Raw genomic sequence first — 17,983 nt, 5'->3', positions numbered from 1 at the left:
AGCCTGCGATGAGTCACGCCGAAGCATTCGATCCGATCGTCTATCTGAACGGCGAGTGGGGGCCGCTTTCCGAAGCGCGCATTCCCGTGCTCGATCGCGGGTTCATCTTCGGCGACGGCGTCTATGAAGTCGTGCCGCTCTATGCGCAGCCCGACGGCGCGCGCCTGCCGTTCCGGCTCAAGCAGCACCTCGCGCGGCTGAACCGCAGTCTCGGCAAGATCCGCATCGACAATCCGTTCGACGATGCCGGCTGGCGCGCGCTGATCGATCGTCTCGTCGGCGAAAACGCCGGCAACGGCGACGCGCTCGTCTATATTCAGGTCACGCGCGGCGTCGCGAAGCGGCGCGGGCATGCGTTTCCGGCGGGCATCACGCCGACCGTGTTCGTCATGCTCGGCCAGCTCGTGTTTCCGGGCGCGGCGGATCGCGCGCGCGGCGCGGTGGCCGTCACCGCCGAAGACAAACGCTGGCTGCATTGCGACATCAAATCGGTGTCGCTGCTCGGCAACGTGCTGATGGCGCAGCACGCCGCCGAAAACGACGCGCTCGAAACCATCCAGTTGCGCGACGGCTTGCTGACCGAAGGTTCGTCCTCAAATGTATGGATCGTGAAGGGCGGCACGCTGCTGGGCGCGCCGCGCGGACCGCGTATTCTGGAAGGCATCCGCTACGGGCTCATCGAGGAACTGGCGCGCGAGGCGGGCATTCCGTTCGAGGAGCGCGACATCACCGAAGCCGAATTGCGTTCGGCCGACGAAGTCATGATCAGCTCCGCGACCAAGGAAGTCATGCCGATCACGACGCTCGACGGCAAAAGCGTCGGCGATGGCCGCCCCGGTCCGGTCTATGCTGCACTGTTCGACGCCTACCAGCGGGCCAAGGCGCGCGAGTTCGCGCAAGAGGCAAAGTGAAGGAGAAAGCCATGTCCGACAAGCCACAATCCACCGATCCGACCGATTCCGCCGCGCACAGCGCCGACGAATTGTTCGACTTTCCCTGCGATTTCCCGATCAAGGTGATGGGCAAGACGCATCCGGAATTCCACGACACGATCGTCAGCCTGCTCAAGGAATTCGACCAGGAATTCGACGCATCGCGTGTCGAAGCGCGTCCGTCGTCCGGCGGCAATTACACGGGGCTCACGTGCACCGTGCGCGCGCAGAATCGTCCGCATCTCGACGACATCTATCGCGCGCTCACCGGCCATCCGATGGTCAAGATAGTGCTTTGATCTTGCCCGCCGGCGCGTCGCAGACCGCCGGCGTGCGTTCGTAGAGCAGCCTGAACTGCTCGGCTTCGTCGAAAAGCCATTCCCTGAACGCCTGCACGCGCTTCGTCTGAAGCAGCGCCGCCGGGCACACGAAGTAGTACTTCCACGGGCTCGGGCCGTCTATGTTGAACAGCCGCACGAGCCGTCCCGCACCGATTTCCTGCATCGAAAGCGAGCGGCGCACGAGCGCGATGCCCTGACCGTCGATCGCCGCCTGCAGCAGATTCGACGAATCTTCGTAGAGCACGCCGCGCTTTGGTTCTTCTATGTCGGCGAGTCCGGCCGCGTCGAACCAGGGCCGCCAGCGTTCATCCTCCGAGCGCAGCAGCGGCAGGCTCGCCAGATCGCGCGGCGTCCGCGGCAGCTCGCCGCCGCGAAAATTCGGCGCGCACGCGGGAAAGAACACCTCGTCGAGCAATTCCTCGGAGTGCAAACCCGCGTATTTTCCGTAGCCGAAGCGGATCGCGACGTCCACGTCGTCGCGGCTGAAGTCGGTGAGCGCGTTCGTCGACAGTAGTTCGAGATCGATTTCCGGGTGTTTTTCGATGAACCGGCCCACACGCGGCGTCAGCCATCGCGCCGAAAACGACGACAGCATCGACACGATCAGCCGCCGGTCGCGATCGCCCGAGCGGATGCGGCGCGTCGATTCCGCCAGCGCGACGAGCGCCGCGCGGACCTCCGTGGCGTATTGCTTGCCGCGATCCGTGAGACGCACGCGCTTGCCGTCGCGCGCGAAGAGCGACACGCCGAGCTCGGCCTCCAGCGCGCGGATCTGATGACTGACCGCGCCGTGCGTGACGAAAAGCTCGTCGGCGGCGCGGGAGAAACTCTCGTGACGGGCAGCGGCTTCGAAGGCGCGCAGCGCGTTCAGGGCGGGAAGCTGGCGGAGGTCCATGTGGATTGTCGGCGTTGTCGTTGTCAATACAGCTCACATAGCGATGAAAATTGATCGTTTTGCCTGATGCCTTGCCACGCCTAGGATTGTAGTCATCGAAACGTTCCTTTGGCGGAGTCGGTCATGCGAGAAATATCAACAAGCGTCACTTTCGAAATCAAGCCGGGCGAAACCGTGCCGATGCGCATCGCGCGCGGCACCCGGCTCTCGGTGCAAGGCAGTGCCGTCTGGGCGACACGCAGCAACGACATCGAAGACTACTGGCTCGTTCCCGGCGACAACCTCCGGCTGCGCGAACGCGAGCGGCTCTGGCTTTCCGTCGAGGGCGACCGTCCGGCTTATGTCGTCTTCACGATCCTGCCGCGCTGCGACGAGCGTGCGATGCACTGGGTTTCGACGCGCATCGAGCGCCTTGCGCAACGGTTTCGTGCGGGATGGCGCACCGTCTGAGTCAACTATTCGAAATGGCCATCGCGGGCATGCGAATTCACCATCGGCGGGCATGGGGCTATTTCGGTAAACTAGCGGGACCATGTCCGCCACACCGCTCGCAATCCCACAAGAAACCGACTACGCGCCCGACACCGTGCTGAGTGCCGGTGACTATCGGGTTGCGTTGCGCTGGCGCGGCCTCGAACCGTACGGCCGGAGCTTCGACGCGATGCGCGCCTTCACCGACGCCCGCACGCCCGACACGCAGGACGAAATCTGGCTCGTCGAGCATCCGCCGGTTTTTACGCTCGGTCTCGCGGGCGATCCGGCGCATCTTCTTCTCGCCCAGAGCGGCATTCCGCTCGTCAAGGTGGATCGCGGCGGACAGATCACGTATCACGGGCCGGGACAGATCGTCGCTTACCTGCTGATCGATTTGCGCCGCCGAAAGCTGATGGTGCGCGAGCTGGTGCGGCGCATCGAAGAGGCCGTGATCGAAACCCTCGCGACGTATAATCTCGCGACCGACCGCAAGGCCGGCGCGCCGGGCATCTATGTGGCGCGGCATCCCCAAGGCGCGAACGATCGTATTCAGGCGCACGAAGGCGCGAAGATCGCCGCGCTCGGACTCAAGATTCGCAACGGCTGCAGCTATCACGGCGTGAGCCTCAATGTGCGCATGGACTTGCAGCCGTTCCTCGCAATCAACCCGTGTGGCTACGCGGGGCTCGAAACGGTCGACATGGCGACGCTCGGCGTCGCGGCCGACTGGCGCGACGTAGCTCTCGTGCTCGCCGAACGGCTGGCACTTCAAATCGGCGGCCTCCCCGCAACTGCCGCCGCAACAACCGGATCGACCGAATGACTGACGCAACCGCAAACCTGGCCGGCGATACCGCCGCTTCTGCTTCGTCGCCCGCCGCCTACGACGCCACTGCAAAGCAAAAGGCACAAGCGAAGACGTCGCGTATTCCGATCAAGGTGATCCCGATCGAGAAGCTGAAGAAGCCGGACTGGATCCGCGTGCGTACGGCGACGGGCAACTCGCGCTTCTACGAAATCAAGCAGATTCTGCGCGAGCACAACCTGCACACGGTGTGCGAGGAAGCGAGCTGTCCGAACATCGGCGAATGCTTCGGGAAGGGCACCGCGACGTTCATGATCATGGGCGACAAGTGCACGCGCCGCTGCCCGTTCTGCGACGTCGGCCACGGCCGCCCCGATCCGCTCGATGCGGATGAGCCGCTGAATCTGGCGCGCACCATCGGCGCGCTGAAGTTGAAATATGTGGTGATCACGTCCGTCGACCGTGACGATTTGCGCGATGGCGGCGCCGCGCACTTCGTCGAATGCATCAAGCAGGTTCGCGAGCATTCGCCGGAAACGCGCATCGAGATTCTGACGCCGGACTTCCGCGGCCGTCTGGATCGCGCGATCGGCATTCTGACCGCCGCTCCGCCCGACGTGATGAACCACAATCTCGAGACAGTGCCGCGTCTCTACAAGGAAGCGCGTCCGGGTTCGGATTATCACCATTCGCTGAAGCTCCTGAAGGACTTCAAGGCGCTGCATCCGGAAGTGGCGACGAAATCGGGCCTGATGGTCGGTCTGGGCGAAACCGAAGAGGAAATTCTTCAGGTGATGCGCGATCTGCGCGCGCACGATGTGGACATGCTGACGATCGGCCAGTATTTGCAGCCGTCGGAGCATCATCTGCCGGTGCGGGCCTATGTGCACCCGGATACGTTCAAGATGTATGAAGAAGAGGCGTACAAGATGGGCTTCACGCACGCGGCGGTCGGCGCGATGGTGCGGTCGAGCTATCACGCGGATCTGCAGGCGCATGGAGCGGGCGTGGTCTGAGCGGTTTCGGCGCTGTCTGGGAAGGGGAAAACCCACGGGCGACCGTGGGTTTTTTTATGACTGAAGCGATGCCACGACCGTCCAGATCGTCGGACGTCGCGATTCCGGATTTCCAGAAATTCGGATTCCGCATATCCGCGCGCGGGAAAATGCCGCGACAAATCATAGAGTTAAGAAGATCGGAAACTGGCATCGACCTTGCAATATAACCACACGGCCCGCGAAGCCGCCCATAAAAGCCAAGGAGACAAGCTCGTGAACCCTCTCGCATCCAAACGTCCCTGAATCCGTCGACGACGTAGCGGCTTCCGCTCGACCGACGCGTTCAGGCGCATTGCAACGCTCCCTCGCGCGTCCAAGCTCGCCGCTGGCTGACCTTTCGCCAACCGCCTGTTTTTGCCTGGAACCATCGTGAAAAAACCTCTCCATAAAGTCCTGTACGTGCAGGTGATCGTCGCCATCATCATCGGTATCGCGCTCGGGCATTTCTATCCCGCGCTCGCCACCGACATGAAGCCGCTCGGCGATGCGTTCATCAAACTCATCAAGATGGTCATCGGGCCGATCATCTTCTGTACCGTCGTGACCGGCATCGCCGGCATGGAAGACATGAAGAAGGTCGGGCGCGTCGGCGGCAAGGCGCTCCTGTACTTCGAAATCGTGTCGACGTTCGCGCTGATCCTCGGTCTCGCGGCGACGCACATTCTGAAGCCCGGCGTCGGCTTCAACGTCGATCCGACGACGCTCGACCACAAGGCCGTCGATTCCTTCGCGACGAAGGCGCACGGCCAGAGCACGGTCGATTTCTTCATGCACATCATCCCGGACACGCTGGTCTCGGCGTTCGCGCAAGGTGAAATCCTCCAGATCCTGCTGATCGCACTGCTGTTCGGCGCGGTGCTCGCGCACGTCGGCGAGCGCGGCAAGGTCGTGACGAATTTCATCGAAGGGCTGTCGAGCATCCTGTTCGGCATGGTCGGCATCATCACGAAGCTCGCGCCGATCGGTGCGTTCGGCGCGATGGCGTTCACCATCGGCAAGTACGGCATCGGCTCGCTGCTGCCCATGCTCAAGCTCATCGGCACGTTCTATCTGACGTCGATCATCTTCGTCGTCGTCGTGCTCGGCGCGATCGCGCGCATGGTCGGCTTCAACATCCTGAAGTTCGTCGCGTACATCAAGGAAGAGATGCTGATCGTGCTCGGCACGTCGTCTTCGGAAGCGGCGCTCCCGCAACTGATGCTCAAGCTCGAAAAGCTCGGCTGTTCGCGCTCGGTCGTGGGTCTCGTCGTGCCGACCGGCTATTCGTTCAACCTCGACGGCACCAACATCTACATGACGATGGCGGTGCTGTTCATCGCGCAGGCCACGAATACCGATCTCTCGTGGGGCCAGCAACTGACGCTGCTCGCGGTGACGATGCTCACGTCGAAGGGCGCTTCCGGCGTCACGGGCGCGGGCTTCATCACGCTGGCCGCGACGCTCGCCGTCGTGCCGACCATTCCGCTCGCGGGCATGGTGCTGATTCTCGGCATCGACCGCTTCATGTCGGAATGCCGCGCGCTGACGAATATCGTCGGTAACGGCGTGGCGACGGTCGTCGTGTCGGCGTGGGAGAACGAACTCGACCGCAGCAAGCTGAAGGCGGCGCTGTCACGCGATGTCGACGTGACCGACCGCAACGAAGCCGAAACCGTCTGAGCGCGGGTTCATCATGAACGCGGCGAAGCCTCGATCCACGAGCGCTTCGCCGCGTTCGCCTTCCGGCTCGTTCCCGAAGCCGTATCCCGAAGGCGCGTATGCCACAATGACAGATCCTCAGTCGCGGGAATCTGCTCACGTGTCGCGCCGCATCCTCGTGTTTTTCGCGCTCTGCGCCGCGCTCGCGGCGTGCTGCGCGCTCACGTGGCATCTCGCGTGGCAAAACGGTCTCGACGAACTCAGGCTCAACGCCGCCGCGCGCGTCGATCGCACCACGAACACGCTCAAGAGCACGCTCGACCGCTACGAATATCTGCCGTATCTGCTGTCGCGGCATCCTGTCGTGCAGAACGCGCTCGATCATCCCGATCAGGCCAGCGTCGAACGCGCGAACCGCTATCTCGAAGATCTCAACGCACGCGCGCATGCCACGGTCACGTATCTGATCCGCTCGAACGGAATCAGCGTCGCCGCGAGCAACTGGAACGCCGCCGACAGCTTCGTCGGCGTGGACTATAACTTCCGGCCGTATTTCATCGATGCCATGAAAGGCGGCGTCGGCCGGTTCTTCGGCATCGGGACGATCTCCATCGAACCCGGCTATTACATCTCGCAGCCGGTGTATCGCGAAGGCACGCGCGAGATCGTCGGCGTGGTCGTCGTGAAGCTGAATCTCGAATGGCTGCAAGGCGCCGATGCGTCCGAGCCGCTCATCGTCACGGACGATCACGGCGTCATCTTTCTCTCGTCGGTGCCGGCGTGGAAATATCACACGGTGCGGCCGCTGCCGCAGAACATCGAGGCTTCGGTCTACGCGACGCGCCAGTACGCCCAGCAAGCGATCACACCGTTGCCGATGACCGTCGCGAAGACGCTCGAAGGCGGCGCGCAGATCGTGCGTATCGGCGGCGGGCGGGACGGGCGCCATGCGCCGGCGTTTCTCGCAACGCATCGTTCGATCGGCGAGCCCGACTGGCAACTGATCACGATGGCCGCGCTCGATCCCGTCGAAAGCGCCGCGCAGAACGCGGTCATCGTCACGGCGCTCGTGTTCGTGTCGCTGTGCCTGCTCGCGTTCTACTGGCGCATGCGCCGCGCGCGCGTGCGCGAGATGATCCGCAGCCGCGAGTTGCTGCAGACCGCGTACGCCGAGTTGAATGAGCGCGTCGCGGAGCGCACGGCGGATCTGTCCGAAGCGAACGCGCAACTCACGCGGGAAGTCAACGAGCGCACGCGCGCGGAGCAGGATCTGCGCGCCGCCCACGACGAACTCATTCAGGCGAGCAAGCTCGCCGCGCTCGGCCAGATGGCGGCGGGCATCACGCACGAACTGAATCAGCCGCTCGCCGCGTTGCGCAGTTTCTCCGACAACACGCGCGTCCTGATCGAGCGCGGCGATCAGGCGGCGGCGCGCGAGAATCTCGAAGCGATCGCGTCGCTGACCGAGCGCATGGGCAACATCACGAATCAGTTGAAGCTGTTCGTCACGAAGGCGCGGCCGAAGAACGCGCGCGCGGACGTCGCGCGGGCATTGCGCCAAGTGTTTTCGATGCTGCGTCCGCGCATGAAGAACGCCGTCATCGATGTCGCGCCGGAACTCGCGGACGGCAGCGCGCCCGTCTTCGTGCGGTGCGAGGACTTGCGGCTCGAACAGGTGTTCATCAATCTGATCGGCAACGCGCTCGATGCGGTCGCGTCGTGCGACAAGCCGCGCATCGTCGTCGAACTAAACGCGCATGAAGACATGATCGAACTCGTCGTGCGCGATAACGGCCCCGGCATTCCCGCCGACGCGCTGCCGCGTCTTTTCGAGCCGTTCTTCACGACGAAGGAAATGGGACAAGGCCTGGGCCTCGGGCTCGCGATTTCATCGGCGATCGCGCGCGATTACGGCGGCACGCTGCTCGCGCGCAATCGCGAGGCGCCGATCGTCGCGGACGGACCCGAAGGCGGCACGCAGGCCGACGCGGACGGATCGTACGGCGCAGAATTCGTATTGACGCTGCGCCGCGCGTAAACACATAGCTGGAGTAATACATGACCACCGGTTTGCAGGTGATCTTCATCGAAGACGACGAGCTCGTGCGCCGCGCGAGCGTGCAAACCCTGCAGCTCGCGGGTTTCGACGTGACCGGCCACGGCAGCGTCGAATCCGCCGCGCGCGCAATCGACGCGAGTTTCCCCGGCGTGATCGTGAGCGATATCCGTCTGCCCGGCGCGAGCGGTCTCGATCTGCTCGCGCAATGCCGCGAGCGCGCGCCCGAAGTGCCGGTGATCCTCGTCACGGGCCACGGCGATATTTCGATGGCCGTGCAGGCGATGCGCGACGGCGCGTATGACTTCATCGAAAAGCCGTTCGCGTCCGAGCGGTTGATCGAAGCGGTGCGCCGCGCGCTGGAGCGTCGCGCGCTCGTGCTCGAAAATCAGGCGCTGCGGCGGGAGCTGGCGGGACAGAGCCGTATCATCGGACGCAGTCCGGCCATCGAGCAGGTGCGGCGGCTGATCGCGAATGTCGCGCCGACGGATGCCTCCGTGCTCATCAACGGCGATACGGGCGCGGGCAAGGAACTGATCGCGCGCAGCCTGCACGAGATGTCGCCGCGCCGCGACAAGCCGTTTATCGCGGTGAATTGCGGAGCGCTTCCGGAGCAGATGTTCGAGTCGGAGATGTTCGGCTACGAGGCGGGCGCCTTCACCGGCGCGCAGAAGCGGCGCATCGGCAAGCTGGAGCATGCGTCGGGCGGCACGCTTTTTCTCGACGAAATCGAAAGCATGCCGCTCTCGCTGCAGGTGAAGCTGCTGCGCGTGTTGCAGGACGGCGTGCTGGAGCGGCTCGGATCGAACCAGCCGGTGCGCGCGAATCTGCGCGTCGTGGCGGCCGCGAAGGGCGACATGAACGAACACGTCGCCGACGGCACGTTCCGCCGCGACCTGTTGTACCGGCTGAACGTGGTGACGATCACGCTGCCGCCGCTCAACGAACGCCGCGAGGATATCGTCCCGCTCTTCGAACATTTTCTGCTCGATGCCGCCGTGCGCTACGAGCGGCCCGCGCCGCTCATCACGGATCGTCAGCGCGCGGATCTGATGCAGCGCGACTGGCCGGGCAACGTGCGCGAACTGCGCAACGCGGCGGACCGCATGGTGCTCGGCATTCTCGATGACGGCGGCGCGGCGTCGCTCGACATATCGACGCAATCGCTGAAGGAACGCACCGAGCAGTTCGAACGCGCGGTGATCGCAGAGGCGCTGGAGCATTGCGGCGGCGCGGTCGCGGTGGCGGCGGACCGGCTGCAGCTCGGCAAGGCGACGCTGTACGAAAAGATCAAGCGGTATGGAATCGTCGTGAAGGGCGATTCGTCCGAGCGATAAAAAACCCGCTGGTTGGTCGCCAGCGGGTTTCGAATCGGATGTCGAAAGCGCTTATGCCGAACCCAGCGCCTTGTCCAAGAGTTGATCCAGTTCCGCGAACGTCGGCTCGCCGACATAGCGCTTCAGGATCTTGCCGTTCTTGTCGATGACGAAGGTCGTCGGCGTGAGTTGCACGTTGCCGAACTGCTTGGCGGCGCTGCCGTCGTCCATCGCGACCTTGAACGGCAGATTGCGCGTCTGCGCGTAGTTGCTGACGTACATCGGCGCGTCGTAGTTCATCGCCACCGCGACGAATTCCAGGCCGCGGCCCTTGAACTTGTTGTACGTGTCGATCATCTGCGGCATTTCTTTCATGCAGGTCTCGCAGCTCGTCGCCCAGAAGTTGACGAGATAGACCTTGCCCTTCAGATCGCCGGACGTGGAAATCTTCTGTCCCGAAAGCAGCGTGAATGTCGCGTCCGGCACTTTCTGCTGGCCGCCGAAAGCGAAATACCCGGTGCAGGCGATCACGCCCGCGACGAGCGCCATCACGATATAGCGCAGCGGGCTCTTGGCGCGCGTGGAGGTGTCTTGCGTGGCTTGGGACATATGGACCTCGAATTGCTCTCCGCTTCAACGGAGACTGCGCGTATTTTAGCGCCAATTTCGAGATGGGTTCGTGACGCGCCGATAAGCCCGGCATCGCAGCGCGATAATGATGGTTTTCACGCAGCGGCTCCTCATGAAGCGACTTTTCTCCGTGTTTCCTCATTTCCTGCATCGCGCGGTGTGCGCATCTGTCGCATGCGGCGCGTTGCTCGCCTGCACGCCTTCGTACGACTGGCGCACCGTGATGAACAACGACGACGGCTACGAAGTGACGCTGCCCGCGAAGCCGCGCTCGGACGAGCGGAAGATCGAGATCGCGGGCCAGTCGATGACGATGCGCATGCAGACAGCCGAAGCCGGCGATGCCGTGTTCGCGGTCGGCACGGTGGTGCTGCCGAGCGCTGATCCGCAGTTGCAGCGTGCGACGCTCGATTTCCTTCAGCAAGGGCTCGCGCGCAACGTGAACGCGCGGCCCGACGCGCGCGCGACGCAAATCGACCTGGCCGCCGGCGGCCGCGTGCTGGGAAGCGAAATGGAAGTGAAAGGCGAAGGCGGCGCGAAACGCGAGTCGCGGACGATCCAGGCGAGATTCGTCGCGCGTGGCGCACATGTCTATCAACTTGCGATCGTGTCAGACAAAACACTGCCACGAGAACAGGCGGAACAATTCTTCACATCTTTCAAACTCTTTTAGAGTAAGGCCTCGAAATTCTGCAGGTGCTGACTTAAGACCGCTTTAGGCCGAGGTTACGAAGCTAAGTTCCTTCATAAGTTTACGCGCTAATTCGCGGATTCATATGGACTTTTTCGGCTATCCACAGCGTTTGTGGATAACTTTGTGGAAAACAGTGTGCGGTAGCGCGCAAAAGCCCGGTTCATACGGTTTACGTTAGTTTGCCTTCGTTCGCGGCAAGTTAAATAATTCAATAAAATCAATGGTCTGCAAAATCGACTGAAAACAGGGGTTTGATCGGACGAAAAAGCGGCCAGGATCGTCTCAGTGTGAATAAGTCAAGTCTTGACAAGCGCTTTTCTCCCTAGCATGGCGTGGACCAGCGCCCGTCCGGCCCGCTTCACGCGACCGTCAGCAGACGCCGATACTGGACCGCCTCGGCGACATGCGACACATCGGGCATGTCGGCGCGGGCGAGATCGGCGATCGTCCGCACGACCTTGAGCACGCGGTAGTACGTGCGCGCCGACCAACCGAAGCGTTCGCCGGCCGCACGCAACAGCGCTTCGCCTTTCGAATCGGGGCGGCAGACTTCGTCGGCTTCGCGGCCGTCGAGCGCGCGGTTGATCTTGCCCTGACGATGCATCTGAATGTCGCGCGCCACCGCGACGCGTTGCGCGACTGCGGCGCTCGATTCGCCCCGTTCCACACCGCGCGCCGACAATTCCGCAGGCGAGAGCGCCGGAAGCTCGATCTGAATATCGATGCGGTCCATCAGCGGCCCGGACAGCTTGCGCAGATAGCGCGCGGCGACATCGGGTGAGCAGCGGCATCGTCCGCCAGGATCGCCGCGCCAGCCGCACGGGCACGGGTTCATCGCGGCGACGAGCTGGCAGGCGGCCGGAAAATCCGCGTGCTGCGCGGCGCGGGAAATCGTGATTTGTCCGACTTCGAGCGGCTCGCGCAGCGTTTCGAGCACCTTTCGGTCGAACTCGGGAAGTTCATCGAGGAACAGGACGCCGAGATGCGCGAGCGTGATCTCGCCCGGCTGCGGCGGATTGCGCCCGCCGACGAGCGCCGCCGCGCTCGAAGAGTGATGCGGCGCGCGGAACGGCCGTCGCCGCCACTGCTCGGGCGTAAATCCGATCGAACTCGCCGACAGGATCGCGGCGGAGGTGAGCGCTTCGTCGTCGTCCATCGGCGGGAGCAGGCCCGGCAGGCGCGCGGCAAGCATCGATTTGCCGGCGCCGGGCGGTCCGACCATCAGCAGATGATGACCGCCCGCCGCGGCCACTTCGAGTGCGCGGCGCGCGGCGGGATGGCCGATCACGTCGGCGAGATCGGCGGCGGGCGGGGCGATCGGGGCGAGCGGCGCGGCTCGAACCGGCGTCAGCCGCGCGTCGGCGACATTGTTCAGATGTGCGCAGAGCGTCGGCAAATCCGCCGCGCCGAAGACTTCGATGCCCGGCACCAGCGCCGCCTCCGCCGCGCTTGCGAGCGGCACGTAGATTTCCGGAATGCGCGTGTCCGGATCGCGCATCGATGTATAGTGGCGCGCCGCGCCGCAGACCATCGCGAACGCGCCGCGCATCGGACGCAGCGCGCCCGTCAGCGACAACTCGCCCGCGAACTCGCGATGCTCCAGCGATTCGGCCGGTATCTGCCCGCTCGCCGCAAGAATGCCGAGCGCGATCGGCAGATCGAAGCGGCCGCTTTCCTTCGGCAGATCGGCGGGTGCGAGATTGACGGTGATTCTGCGGACGGGAAAATCGAAACCGCAGTTCTGAAGCGCGGCGCGCACGCGCTCGCGGCTTTCGCGGACTTCGAGATCGGGCAGGCCGACGATGGAAAACGACGGCAACCCGTTGGCGAGATGGACTTCGACGACGACTTCGGGCGCGCGCCCAGGAGCGGGCGCGCGGCTGCGTACCACGGCAAGCGACATGATTTCACCTGTATCGGCGCTTTCACCGCGCCGGCAATCAAACTAGAAACTCGCGGCTCGCCCGCCGGGGTATGCGTCAGGACCGGTGTTTAGTCCTGCGCGGTGCTGGCGCTGGCGCTGCCGCCCGCGAGACGCTGCTCCAGTTGCGCGACGCGCTTCTCCAGTTCTTCCAGACGGGCGCGCGTGCGCACGAGCACTTGCGTCTGCGTGTCGAATTCCTCGCGCGTCACGAGATCCAGCTTCGAGAACCCCTGCGAGAGCATCGCCTTCATGTTTTTTTCGACGTCTTTCGCGGGCGAATTCTTGAAGAGCTCGCTCATCTTCTGCTGCAGATCATTGAAAACGTCGTTAGGCTGCTTCATCGTTTCTCCCTTCCTTGCACAAAAAAAGTGCATTCATTGTTAGGTCAGTGCCCCGTTTTTTCGAATGTTCGAAATTGGTGCGCGCCGGCAACTATGCCGGCGTGCCCAGGAGCACCGTTAAGGCGCCGCGATTTTAGCGCTGCCGCACGCTCGCGTTGTCCGCCCTTGCCCCTTTTTGCGGGACCTCGAGACCACTCTAGCAACGAACCACACCCGGCGCCAGCACACGCGGCGCACGTTGGCCGTTCGGCAGACCCTTCGGCCCAAGGTTTCCGCAAATCGCCCAGACCCGCATGAACACTCGCATGGCATACGAGTTGCATAACTGGCGCGGACCTTTTCTGCACGCTTCTTTGAGCGGCCCGGCAGGGCAGACGTCGCGGTAGCACCCAGCGCATCCCGCTTTAGAAGGCATCGAAGGATCAGCACACCACAGCGAGGGACTCATGAAGCTCATTACCGCAATCATCAAGCCGTTCAAGCTGGACGAAGCGCGTGAAGCGTTGTCGGCCATCGGCGTCTCGGGCATCACGGTGACCGAGGTGAAAGGCTTCGGCCGACAGAAAGGGCACACCGAGCTTTATCGGGGCGCGGAGTATGTCGTCGACTTCCTGCCGAAAGTGAAGATCGAAGCGGCCGTATCGGACGACATCGTCGATCAGGCGATCGAGGCCGTCGAACGCGCCGCGCGCACGGGAAAGATCGGCGACGGAAAGATTTTCGTCACCGCGATTGAACAGGTCATTCGCATCCGCACCGGCGAGACCGGCGCCGACGCGCTCTAACAAGAAATTGGCGATAAGAGGAACCAGAAGAATGCGTAACTTTTTGATGTCACTGTTGGTGGCGGGCGCGCTGATCGGCGCGAATGTCGGCACCGCTCTCGCCCAGGATGCGTCCGCTCCGGCCGCTGCCTCGGCACCCGCGTCGTCCGATACCGCTGCAAGTGCGCCGGCCTCCGCCAACACGGCGATGGCGTCGTCCGCCGAAGCCGCATCGGCGGCGGCGGCATCCGACGCCGCGCCCGCCGCGCCGACCGAACCGGTCATGGTCGATTCGTCCAAGATCAGTTCCGGCGACACCGCGTGGATGCTGACCTCCGTCGCCCTCGTGCTGTTCATGACGGTCCCCGGTCTCGCGCTCTTCTACGCGGGCATGGTGCGCAAGAAGAACGTGCTCGCGACGGCGATGCAGAGCTTCGCGATCTGCTGTCTCGTGACGATTCTCTGGACCGTCGTCGGCTACAGCATCGCGTTCACGCCGGGCGGTTCGTTCATCGGCGGATTCTCGCGCGTGTTCCTGCACGGCATGGCGTACATCAAGGGCGACAAGGCCACGACGCTGACCGTCAGCCACCTCGCCACGACGATTCCGGAGTCGGTCTACTTCGCGTTCCAGTTGACGTTCGCGATCATCACCCCGGCACTCATCACCGGCGCATTCGCCGACCGCATGAAGTTCTCGGCGATGCTCGTGTTCATGACGCTGTGGTCGCTGATCGTCTACTCGCCGGTCGCGCACATGGTCTGGGAACCGACCGGCTGGCTCGCTTCGGCCGGCGTGCTCGACTTCGCGGGCGGCACGGTGGTTCACATCAACGCCGGTATCGCGGGCCTGATGTGCTGTCTGGTGCTCGGCAAGCGCGTTGGCTACGGCCGCGAAGTGATGGCGCCGCACAACCTCGTGCTCTCGCTGATCGGCGCATCGATGCTGTGGGTGGGCTGGTTCGGCTTCAACGCGGGTTCGGCAGTGGCGGCTGACGGCCGCGCCGGTTTCGCGATGCTCACGACGCAGATCGCCACCGCGTTCGCCGCATTCGGCTGGATGTTCGCGGAGTGGATCACGAAGGGCAAGCCGTCGGTGCTCGGCATCATTTCGGGCGCGGTCGCGGGTCTGGTGGCGGTGACGCCGGCGTCGGGCTTCGTCGGCGTGACGGGCGCGATCGTGATCGGCATCGTGGCGGGCGTGGTCTGCTTCTGGTCGGCGACGTGGCTCAAGCACAAGTTCAACTACGACGACTCGCTCGACGCGTTCGGCGTGCACGGCGTGGGCGGGATCATCGGCGCGCTCTTGACGGGCGTGTTCGCGGTGAAGGACATCGGCGGTTTCGACGGCAGCGTGCTGGTGCAGGCGAAAGGCGTGCTCGTCACGCTGATCTACAGCGGTCTCGTCAGCTTCATCCTGCTCAAGATCATCGACATGACCATGGGCCTGCGCGTCACGGAAGAACAGGAACGCGAAGGTCTCGACGTCACGCTGCACGGCGAGCACGTCGAGTAAGAAATTCGTCGCAGCCGGACATCGCGAGAGGATGTCCGGCTCGACTCGCAGAACGAGCGCAGCGACTTCGCCCGCCTTCACGGCGGGCATTTTTTTGGGCGACCGGTTTTCGTCGGCCTTTCGTCGAATGCTCATGCGCAGCAAGGGACGGGAAACCTTGTCAATTGGCGGTTCATACCCAATTAGGCAAAGCAATTGCTCTACAATCTTTCGTCCCCTTGTCGACCCGAGCCGGCGCGTGCGCGCCTTGCTCCGGTCTCATGCAACGCACCGCGAGCATTCAATGGTTCCGCACCTAGTTACGGCGTTAAGTGGCCCACTGCTCGACCTCGAGCGGAAAATCCTCGAGGCCATGCCCGCGATCGAGCGGTGGTTCCGGCTCGAATGGCAAGAGCACACGCCGCCGTTTTACTGTTCGGTCGATCTGCGCAACGCGGGGTTCAAGCTCGCGCCCGTCGACACCAATCTCTTTCCCGGCGGTTTCAACAATCTGCCGCAGGAAGTGCTGCCGCTCGCGGTGCAGGCGGCGATGGCGTCGATCGAAAAAATCTGCCCGGACGCGAAGAATCTGCTCGTCATTCCCGAGCGCCATACGCGCAACGCGTTCTATCTGGAGAACGTCGCGCGCCTCGCTTTGATCATGCGGCAGGCCGGACTCAATATCCGCTTCGGCACGCTCGACGAGAACATCCACGGACCGGTGACCATCGCGCTCGCGGATGGCCAGAAGATCGTGCTGGAGCCGCTCGAACGCACGCCGCGGCGTCTCGGTCTGAAGAACTTCGATCCCTGCTCGATCCTGCTCAACAACGATCTCTCCGCCGGCATTCCGCACGTGCTGGAAAATCTGCACGAGCAGTATCTGCTGCCGCCGCTGCATGCCGGGTGGGCCGTGCGCCGCAAATCGACGCATTTCTCCTGTTATGACGATGTCGCGAAGAAGTTTTCGAAACTCGTCGAGATCGATCCGTGGATGGTGAATCCGTACTTCGCGCACGTGGAAGGCGTCGATTACGAAGCGCGCACGGGCGAAGAGGCGCTCGCCGAGGCTATCGACGGCGTGCTCAAGAAGATCGCGAAGAAGTATCGCGAGTACGGTATCAGCGAGCGGCCGTATGTCGTCATCAAGGCCGACGCGGGCACCTACGGAAAGGGCGTGATGACCGTGCACGACGCAAGCGAGGTCGCCGCGCTGACCAAGCGCGAGCGCACGAAAATGAACGACGCGAAGGAAGGGCTGCAAGTTCACGACGTCATCGTGCAGGAAGGCGTGCATACGTTCGAGCGCGTGGAGAATGCGGTCGCCGAACCGGTGGTGTACATGATCGACCGGTATGTGGTCGGCGGTTTTTATCGCGTGCACGATTCCCGCGAGCGCGATCAGAACCTCAACGCGCCGGGCATGCACTTCGTGCCGCTCGGTTTCGAGCACACGGCGCTGCCCGACACGCACGCCAAACCGGGCGCCGCGCCGCCCAACCGCTTCTACATGTATGGCGTCGTCGCGCGGCTCGGGCTGCTGGCGGCATCGGTCGAACTCGAAAAGACCGATCCGGAAGCCATTCAGGTGTGAAGAAGGTGAGAAGCGGCGGCTTGCGGTAAGCTCGCAGGCCGCGCACCGAACAAGCGAACTGTCATGAACATCCTCTTTATCGCCGACCCGCTCGATCGCTTCAAGATCTACAAGGACACGACCTACGCGATGATGGCCGAAGCCGCGCGGCGCGGCCACGTGCTCTACGCGTGCGAGCCGCAGCATCTCGCGTGGACGGGCGGCACGGTCGAGGCGGGCGTGCGGCGCATTGCGATCGTCGGCGACGAGGCGAACAGCGACCGCTGGCCGTGGTATGCGGCCGAGCAGGCGGAGTATTTGCCGCTCACGCATTTCGACGCCGTGCTGATGCGCAAGGACCCGCCCTTCGACCTCGAATACGTCAACGCGACGTGGCTGCTGGAGATCGCCGAGCGCAACGGCGCGCGGGTCTTCAACAAGCCGCAGGCGATCCGCGATCACTCGGAGAAACTGGCCATCGCGGAATGGCCGCAGTTCGTCACGCCGACGCTCGTCACGCGTGACGCGGCGCGTCTGCGCGCTTTCCACGCCGAACATGGCGACGTGATCCTCAAGCCGCTCGACGGCATGGGCGGCATGGGCGTGTTTCGCGTGAAGGCGGACGGCATGAATCTCGGTTCCATCGTCGAGATGTTGTCGGAAGACGGCGCGCGCACGGTGATGGCGCAGAAGTTCATCCCCGAAATCAAGGACGGCGACAAGCGCATTCTCGTGATCGGCGGCCAGCCCGTGCCGTATTCGCTCGCGCGCATTCCGCAGGGCAGCGAAGTGCGCGGCAATCTCGCGGCGGGCGGTCTCGGCCGGGCGCAGCCGCTGTCGGCGCGTGATCGGGAAATCGCGGAAACGCTCGGGCCGGTGCTGCAAGCGCGCGGCTTGCTGCTGGCCGGGCTGGACGCGATCGGCGACTATCTCACCGAAGTCAACGTCACGAGTCCGACGTGCTTCCGCGAGATCATGGATCAGACAGGTTTCGATGTCGCCGGCATGTTCATCGACGCACTCGAACGCGCGGTCCACTGAATCCGC

General features: G+C 63.7%; 17 protein-coding genes. 13 read left to right on the top strand and 4 right to left on the bottom strand.

Annotated features, from left to right (window positions below):
* Positions 1-8: 8 nt before the first annotated feature.
* Complete coding sequence (locus NOV72_RS23505; RefSeq protein WP_106856955.1) at positions 9-911, top strand: D-amino acid aminotransferase; 903 nt, start codon at positions 9-11, stop codon at positions 909-911.
* A gap of 11 nt (positions 912-922) precedes the next feature.
* A complete protein-coding gene (locus tag NOV72_RS23500; RefSeq protein ID WP_106856954.1) occupies positions 923-1,231 on the top strand; it encodes a DUF493 family protein in 309 nt (102 codons plus the stop codon).
* On the opposite strand, the gene NOV72_RS23495 is transcribed toward NOV72_RS23500, so the two are convergent.
* A complete protein-coding gene (locus tag NOV72_RS23495) occupies positions 1,215-2,168 on the bottom strand; it encodes a transcriptional regulator GcvA (protein ID WP_106856953.1) in 954 nt (317 codons plus the stop codon). The two genes, NOV72_RS23500 and NOV72_RS23495, sit on opposite strands and share 17 nt — an antisense overlap.
* Before the next feature lie 123 nt (positions 2,169-2,291).
* Between NOV72_RS23495 and NOV72_RS23490 the strand changes: the two genes are divergently transcribed.
* From NOV72_RS23490 to NOV72_RS23465, 6 genes are all read left to right on the top strand, one after another.
* Positions 2,292-2,618, top strand: coding sequence for a DUF2917 domain-containing protein (locus NOV72_RS23490; protein WP_106856952.1), 327 nt, complete (start codon positions 2,292-2,294; stop codon positions 2,616-2,618).
* Between the two features lie 82 nt (positions 2,619-2,700).
* On the top strand, positions 2,701-3,465 hold the full coding sequence (gene lipB, locus NOV72_RS23485; protein ID WP_181291148.1) for a lipoyl(octanoyl) transferase LipB: 765 nt from the start codon (positions 2,701-2,703) through the stop codon (positions 3,463-3,465).
* Entirely contained in the window at positions 3,462-4,463 is a 1,002-nt protein-coding gene (gene lipA, locus NOV72_RS23480) for a lipoyl synthase (protein WP_106856951.1), read from the top strand. Before lipB ends, lipA begins: the two co-directional genes overlap by 4 nt.
* 411 nt (positions 4,464-4,874) lie before the next feature.
* On the top strand, positions 4,875-6,164 hold the full coding sequence (locus tag NOV72_RS23475) for a dicarboxylate/amino acid:cation symporter (protein ID WP_106856950.1): 1,290 nt from the start codon (positions 4,875-4,877) through the stop codon (positions 6,162-6,164).
* A gap of 13 nt (positions 6,165-6,177) precedes the next feature.
* Positions 6,178-8,181 carry a sensor histidine kinase gene (locus tag NOV72_RS23470; protein ID WP_425428761.1) on the top strand — a complete coding sequence of 668 codons (2,004 nt, stop codon included), beginning with the start codon at positions 6,178-6,180 and terminating at the stop codon, positions 8,179-8,181.
* 20 nt (positions 8,182-8,201) lie between these two features.
* Complete coding sequence (locus tag NOV72_RS23465) at positions 8,202-9,536, top strand: sigma-54-dependent transcriptional regulator (RefSeq protein WP_106856948.1); 1,335 nt, start codon at positions 8,202-8,204, stop codon at positions 9,534-9,536.
* Between the two features lie 51 nt (positions 9,537-9,587).
* Here the strand turns inward: NOV72_RS23465 and NOV72_RS23460 are convergent, their stop codons facing one another.
* A complete protein-coding gene (locus NOV72_RS23460) occupies positions 9,588-10,124 on the bottom strand; it encodes a peroxiredoxin family protein (protein WP_106856947.1) in 537 nt (178 codons plus the stop codon).
* A gap of 133 nt (positions 10,125-10,257) precedes the next feature.
* Here NOV72_RS23460 and NOV72_RS23455 point away from each other — a divergent pair, with 133 nt between their 5' ends.
* Entirely contained in the window at positions 10,258-10,818 is a 561-nt protein-coding gene (locus NOV72_RS23455; RefSeq protein WP_181291147.1) for a hypothetical protein, read from the top strand.
* Positions 10,819-11,197: 379 nt separating this feature from the next.
* Here NOV72_RS23455 and NOV72_RS23450 read toward each other — a convergent pair whose 3' ends face one another.
* Complete coding sequence (locus NOV72_RS23450) at positions 11,198-12,742, bottom strand: YifB family Mg chelatase-like AAA ATPase (protein WP_106856945.1); 1,545 nt, start codon at positions 12,740-12,742, stop codon at positions 11,198-11,200.
* Between the two features lie 89 nt (positions 12,743-12,831).
* Positions 12,832-13,104, bottom strand: coding sequence for an accessory factor UbiK family protein (locus tag NOV72_RS23445; RefSeq protein WP_106856944.1), 273 nt, complete (start codon positions 13,102-13,104; stop codon positions 12,832-12,834).
* Positions 13,105-13,550: 446 nt separating this feature from the next.
* Between NOV72_RS23445 and NOV72_RS23440 the strand changes: the two genes are divergently transcribed.
* The 4 genes from NOV72_RS23440 to gshB all read left to right on the top strand — a co-directional run bounded on the left by NOV72_RS23440 (position 13,551) and on the right by gshB (position 17,977).
* Positions 13,551-13,889, top strand: coding sequence for a P-II family nitrogen regulator (locus NOV72_RS23440; protein ID WP_014190273.1), 339 nt, complete (start codon positions 13,551-13,553; stop codon positions 13,887-13,889).
* 31 nt (positions 13,890-13,920) lie between these two features.
* A complete protein-coding gene (locus NOV72_RS23435) occupies positions 13,921-15,384 on the top strand; it encodes an ammonium transporter (protein ID WP_106856943.1) in 1,464 nt (487 codons plus the stop codon).
* Positions 15,385-15,667: 283 nt separating this feature from the next.
* Complete coding sequence (gshA, locus tag NOV72_RS23430) at positions 15,668-16,957, top strand: glutamate--cysteine ligase (RefSeq protein ID WP_106856942.1); 1,290 nt, start codon at positions 15,668-15,670, stop codon at positions 16,955-16,957.
* 63 nt (positions 16,958-17,020) lie between these two features.
* Entirely contained in the window at positions 17,021-17,977 is a 957-nt protein-coding gene (gene gshB, locus NOV72_RS23425) for a glutathione synthase (RefSeq protein WP_106856941.1), read from the top strand.
* Positions 17,978-17,983: the final 6 nt, after the last annotated feature.

The sequence above is a fragment of the Caballeronia novacaledonica genome (assembly GCF_900258035.1).
Classification (GTDB): Bacteria; Pseudomonadota; Gammaproteobacteria; order Burkholderiales; family Burkholderiaceae; genus Caballeronia; species Caballeronia novacaledonica.
This window is presented reverse-complemented; position numbering and strand designations above follow the sequence as displayed.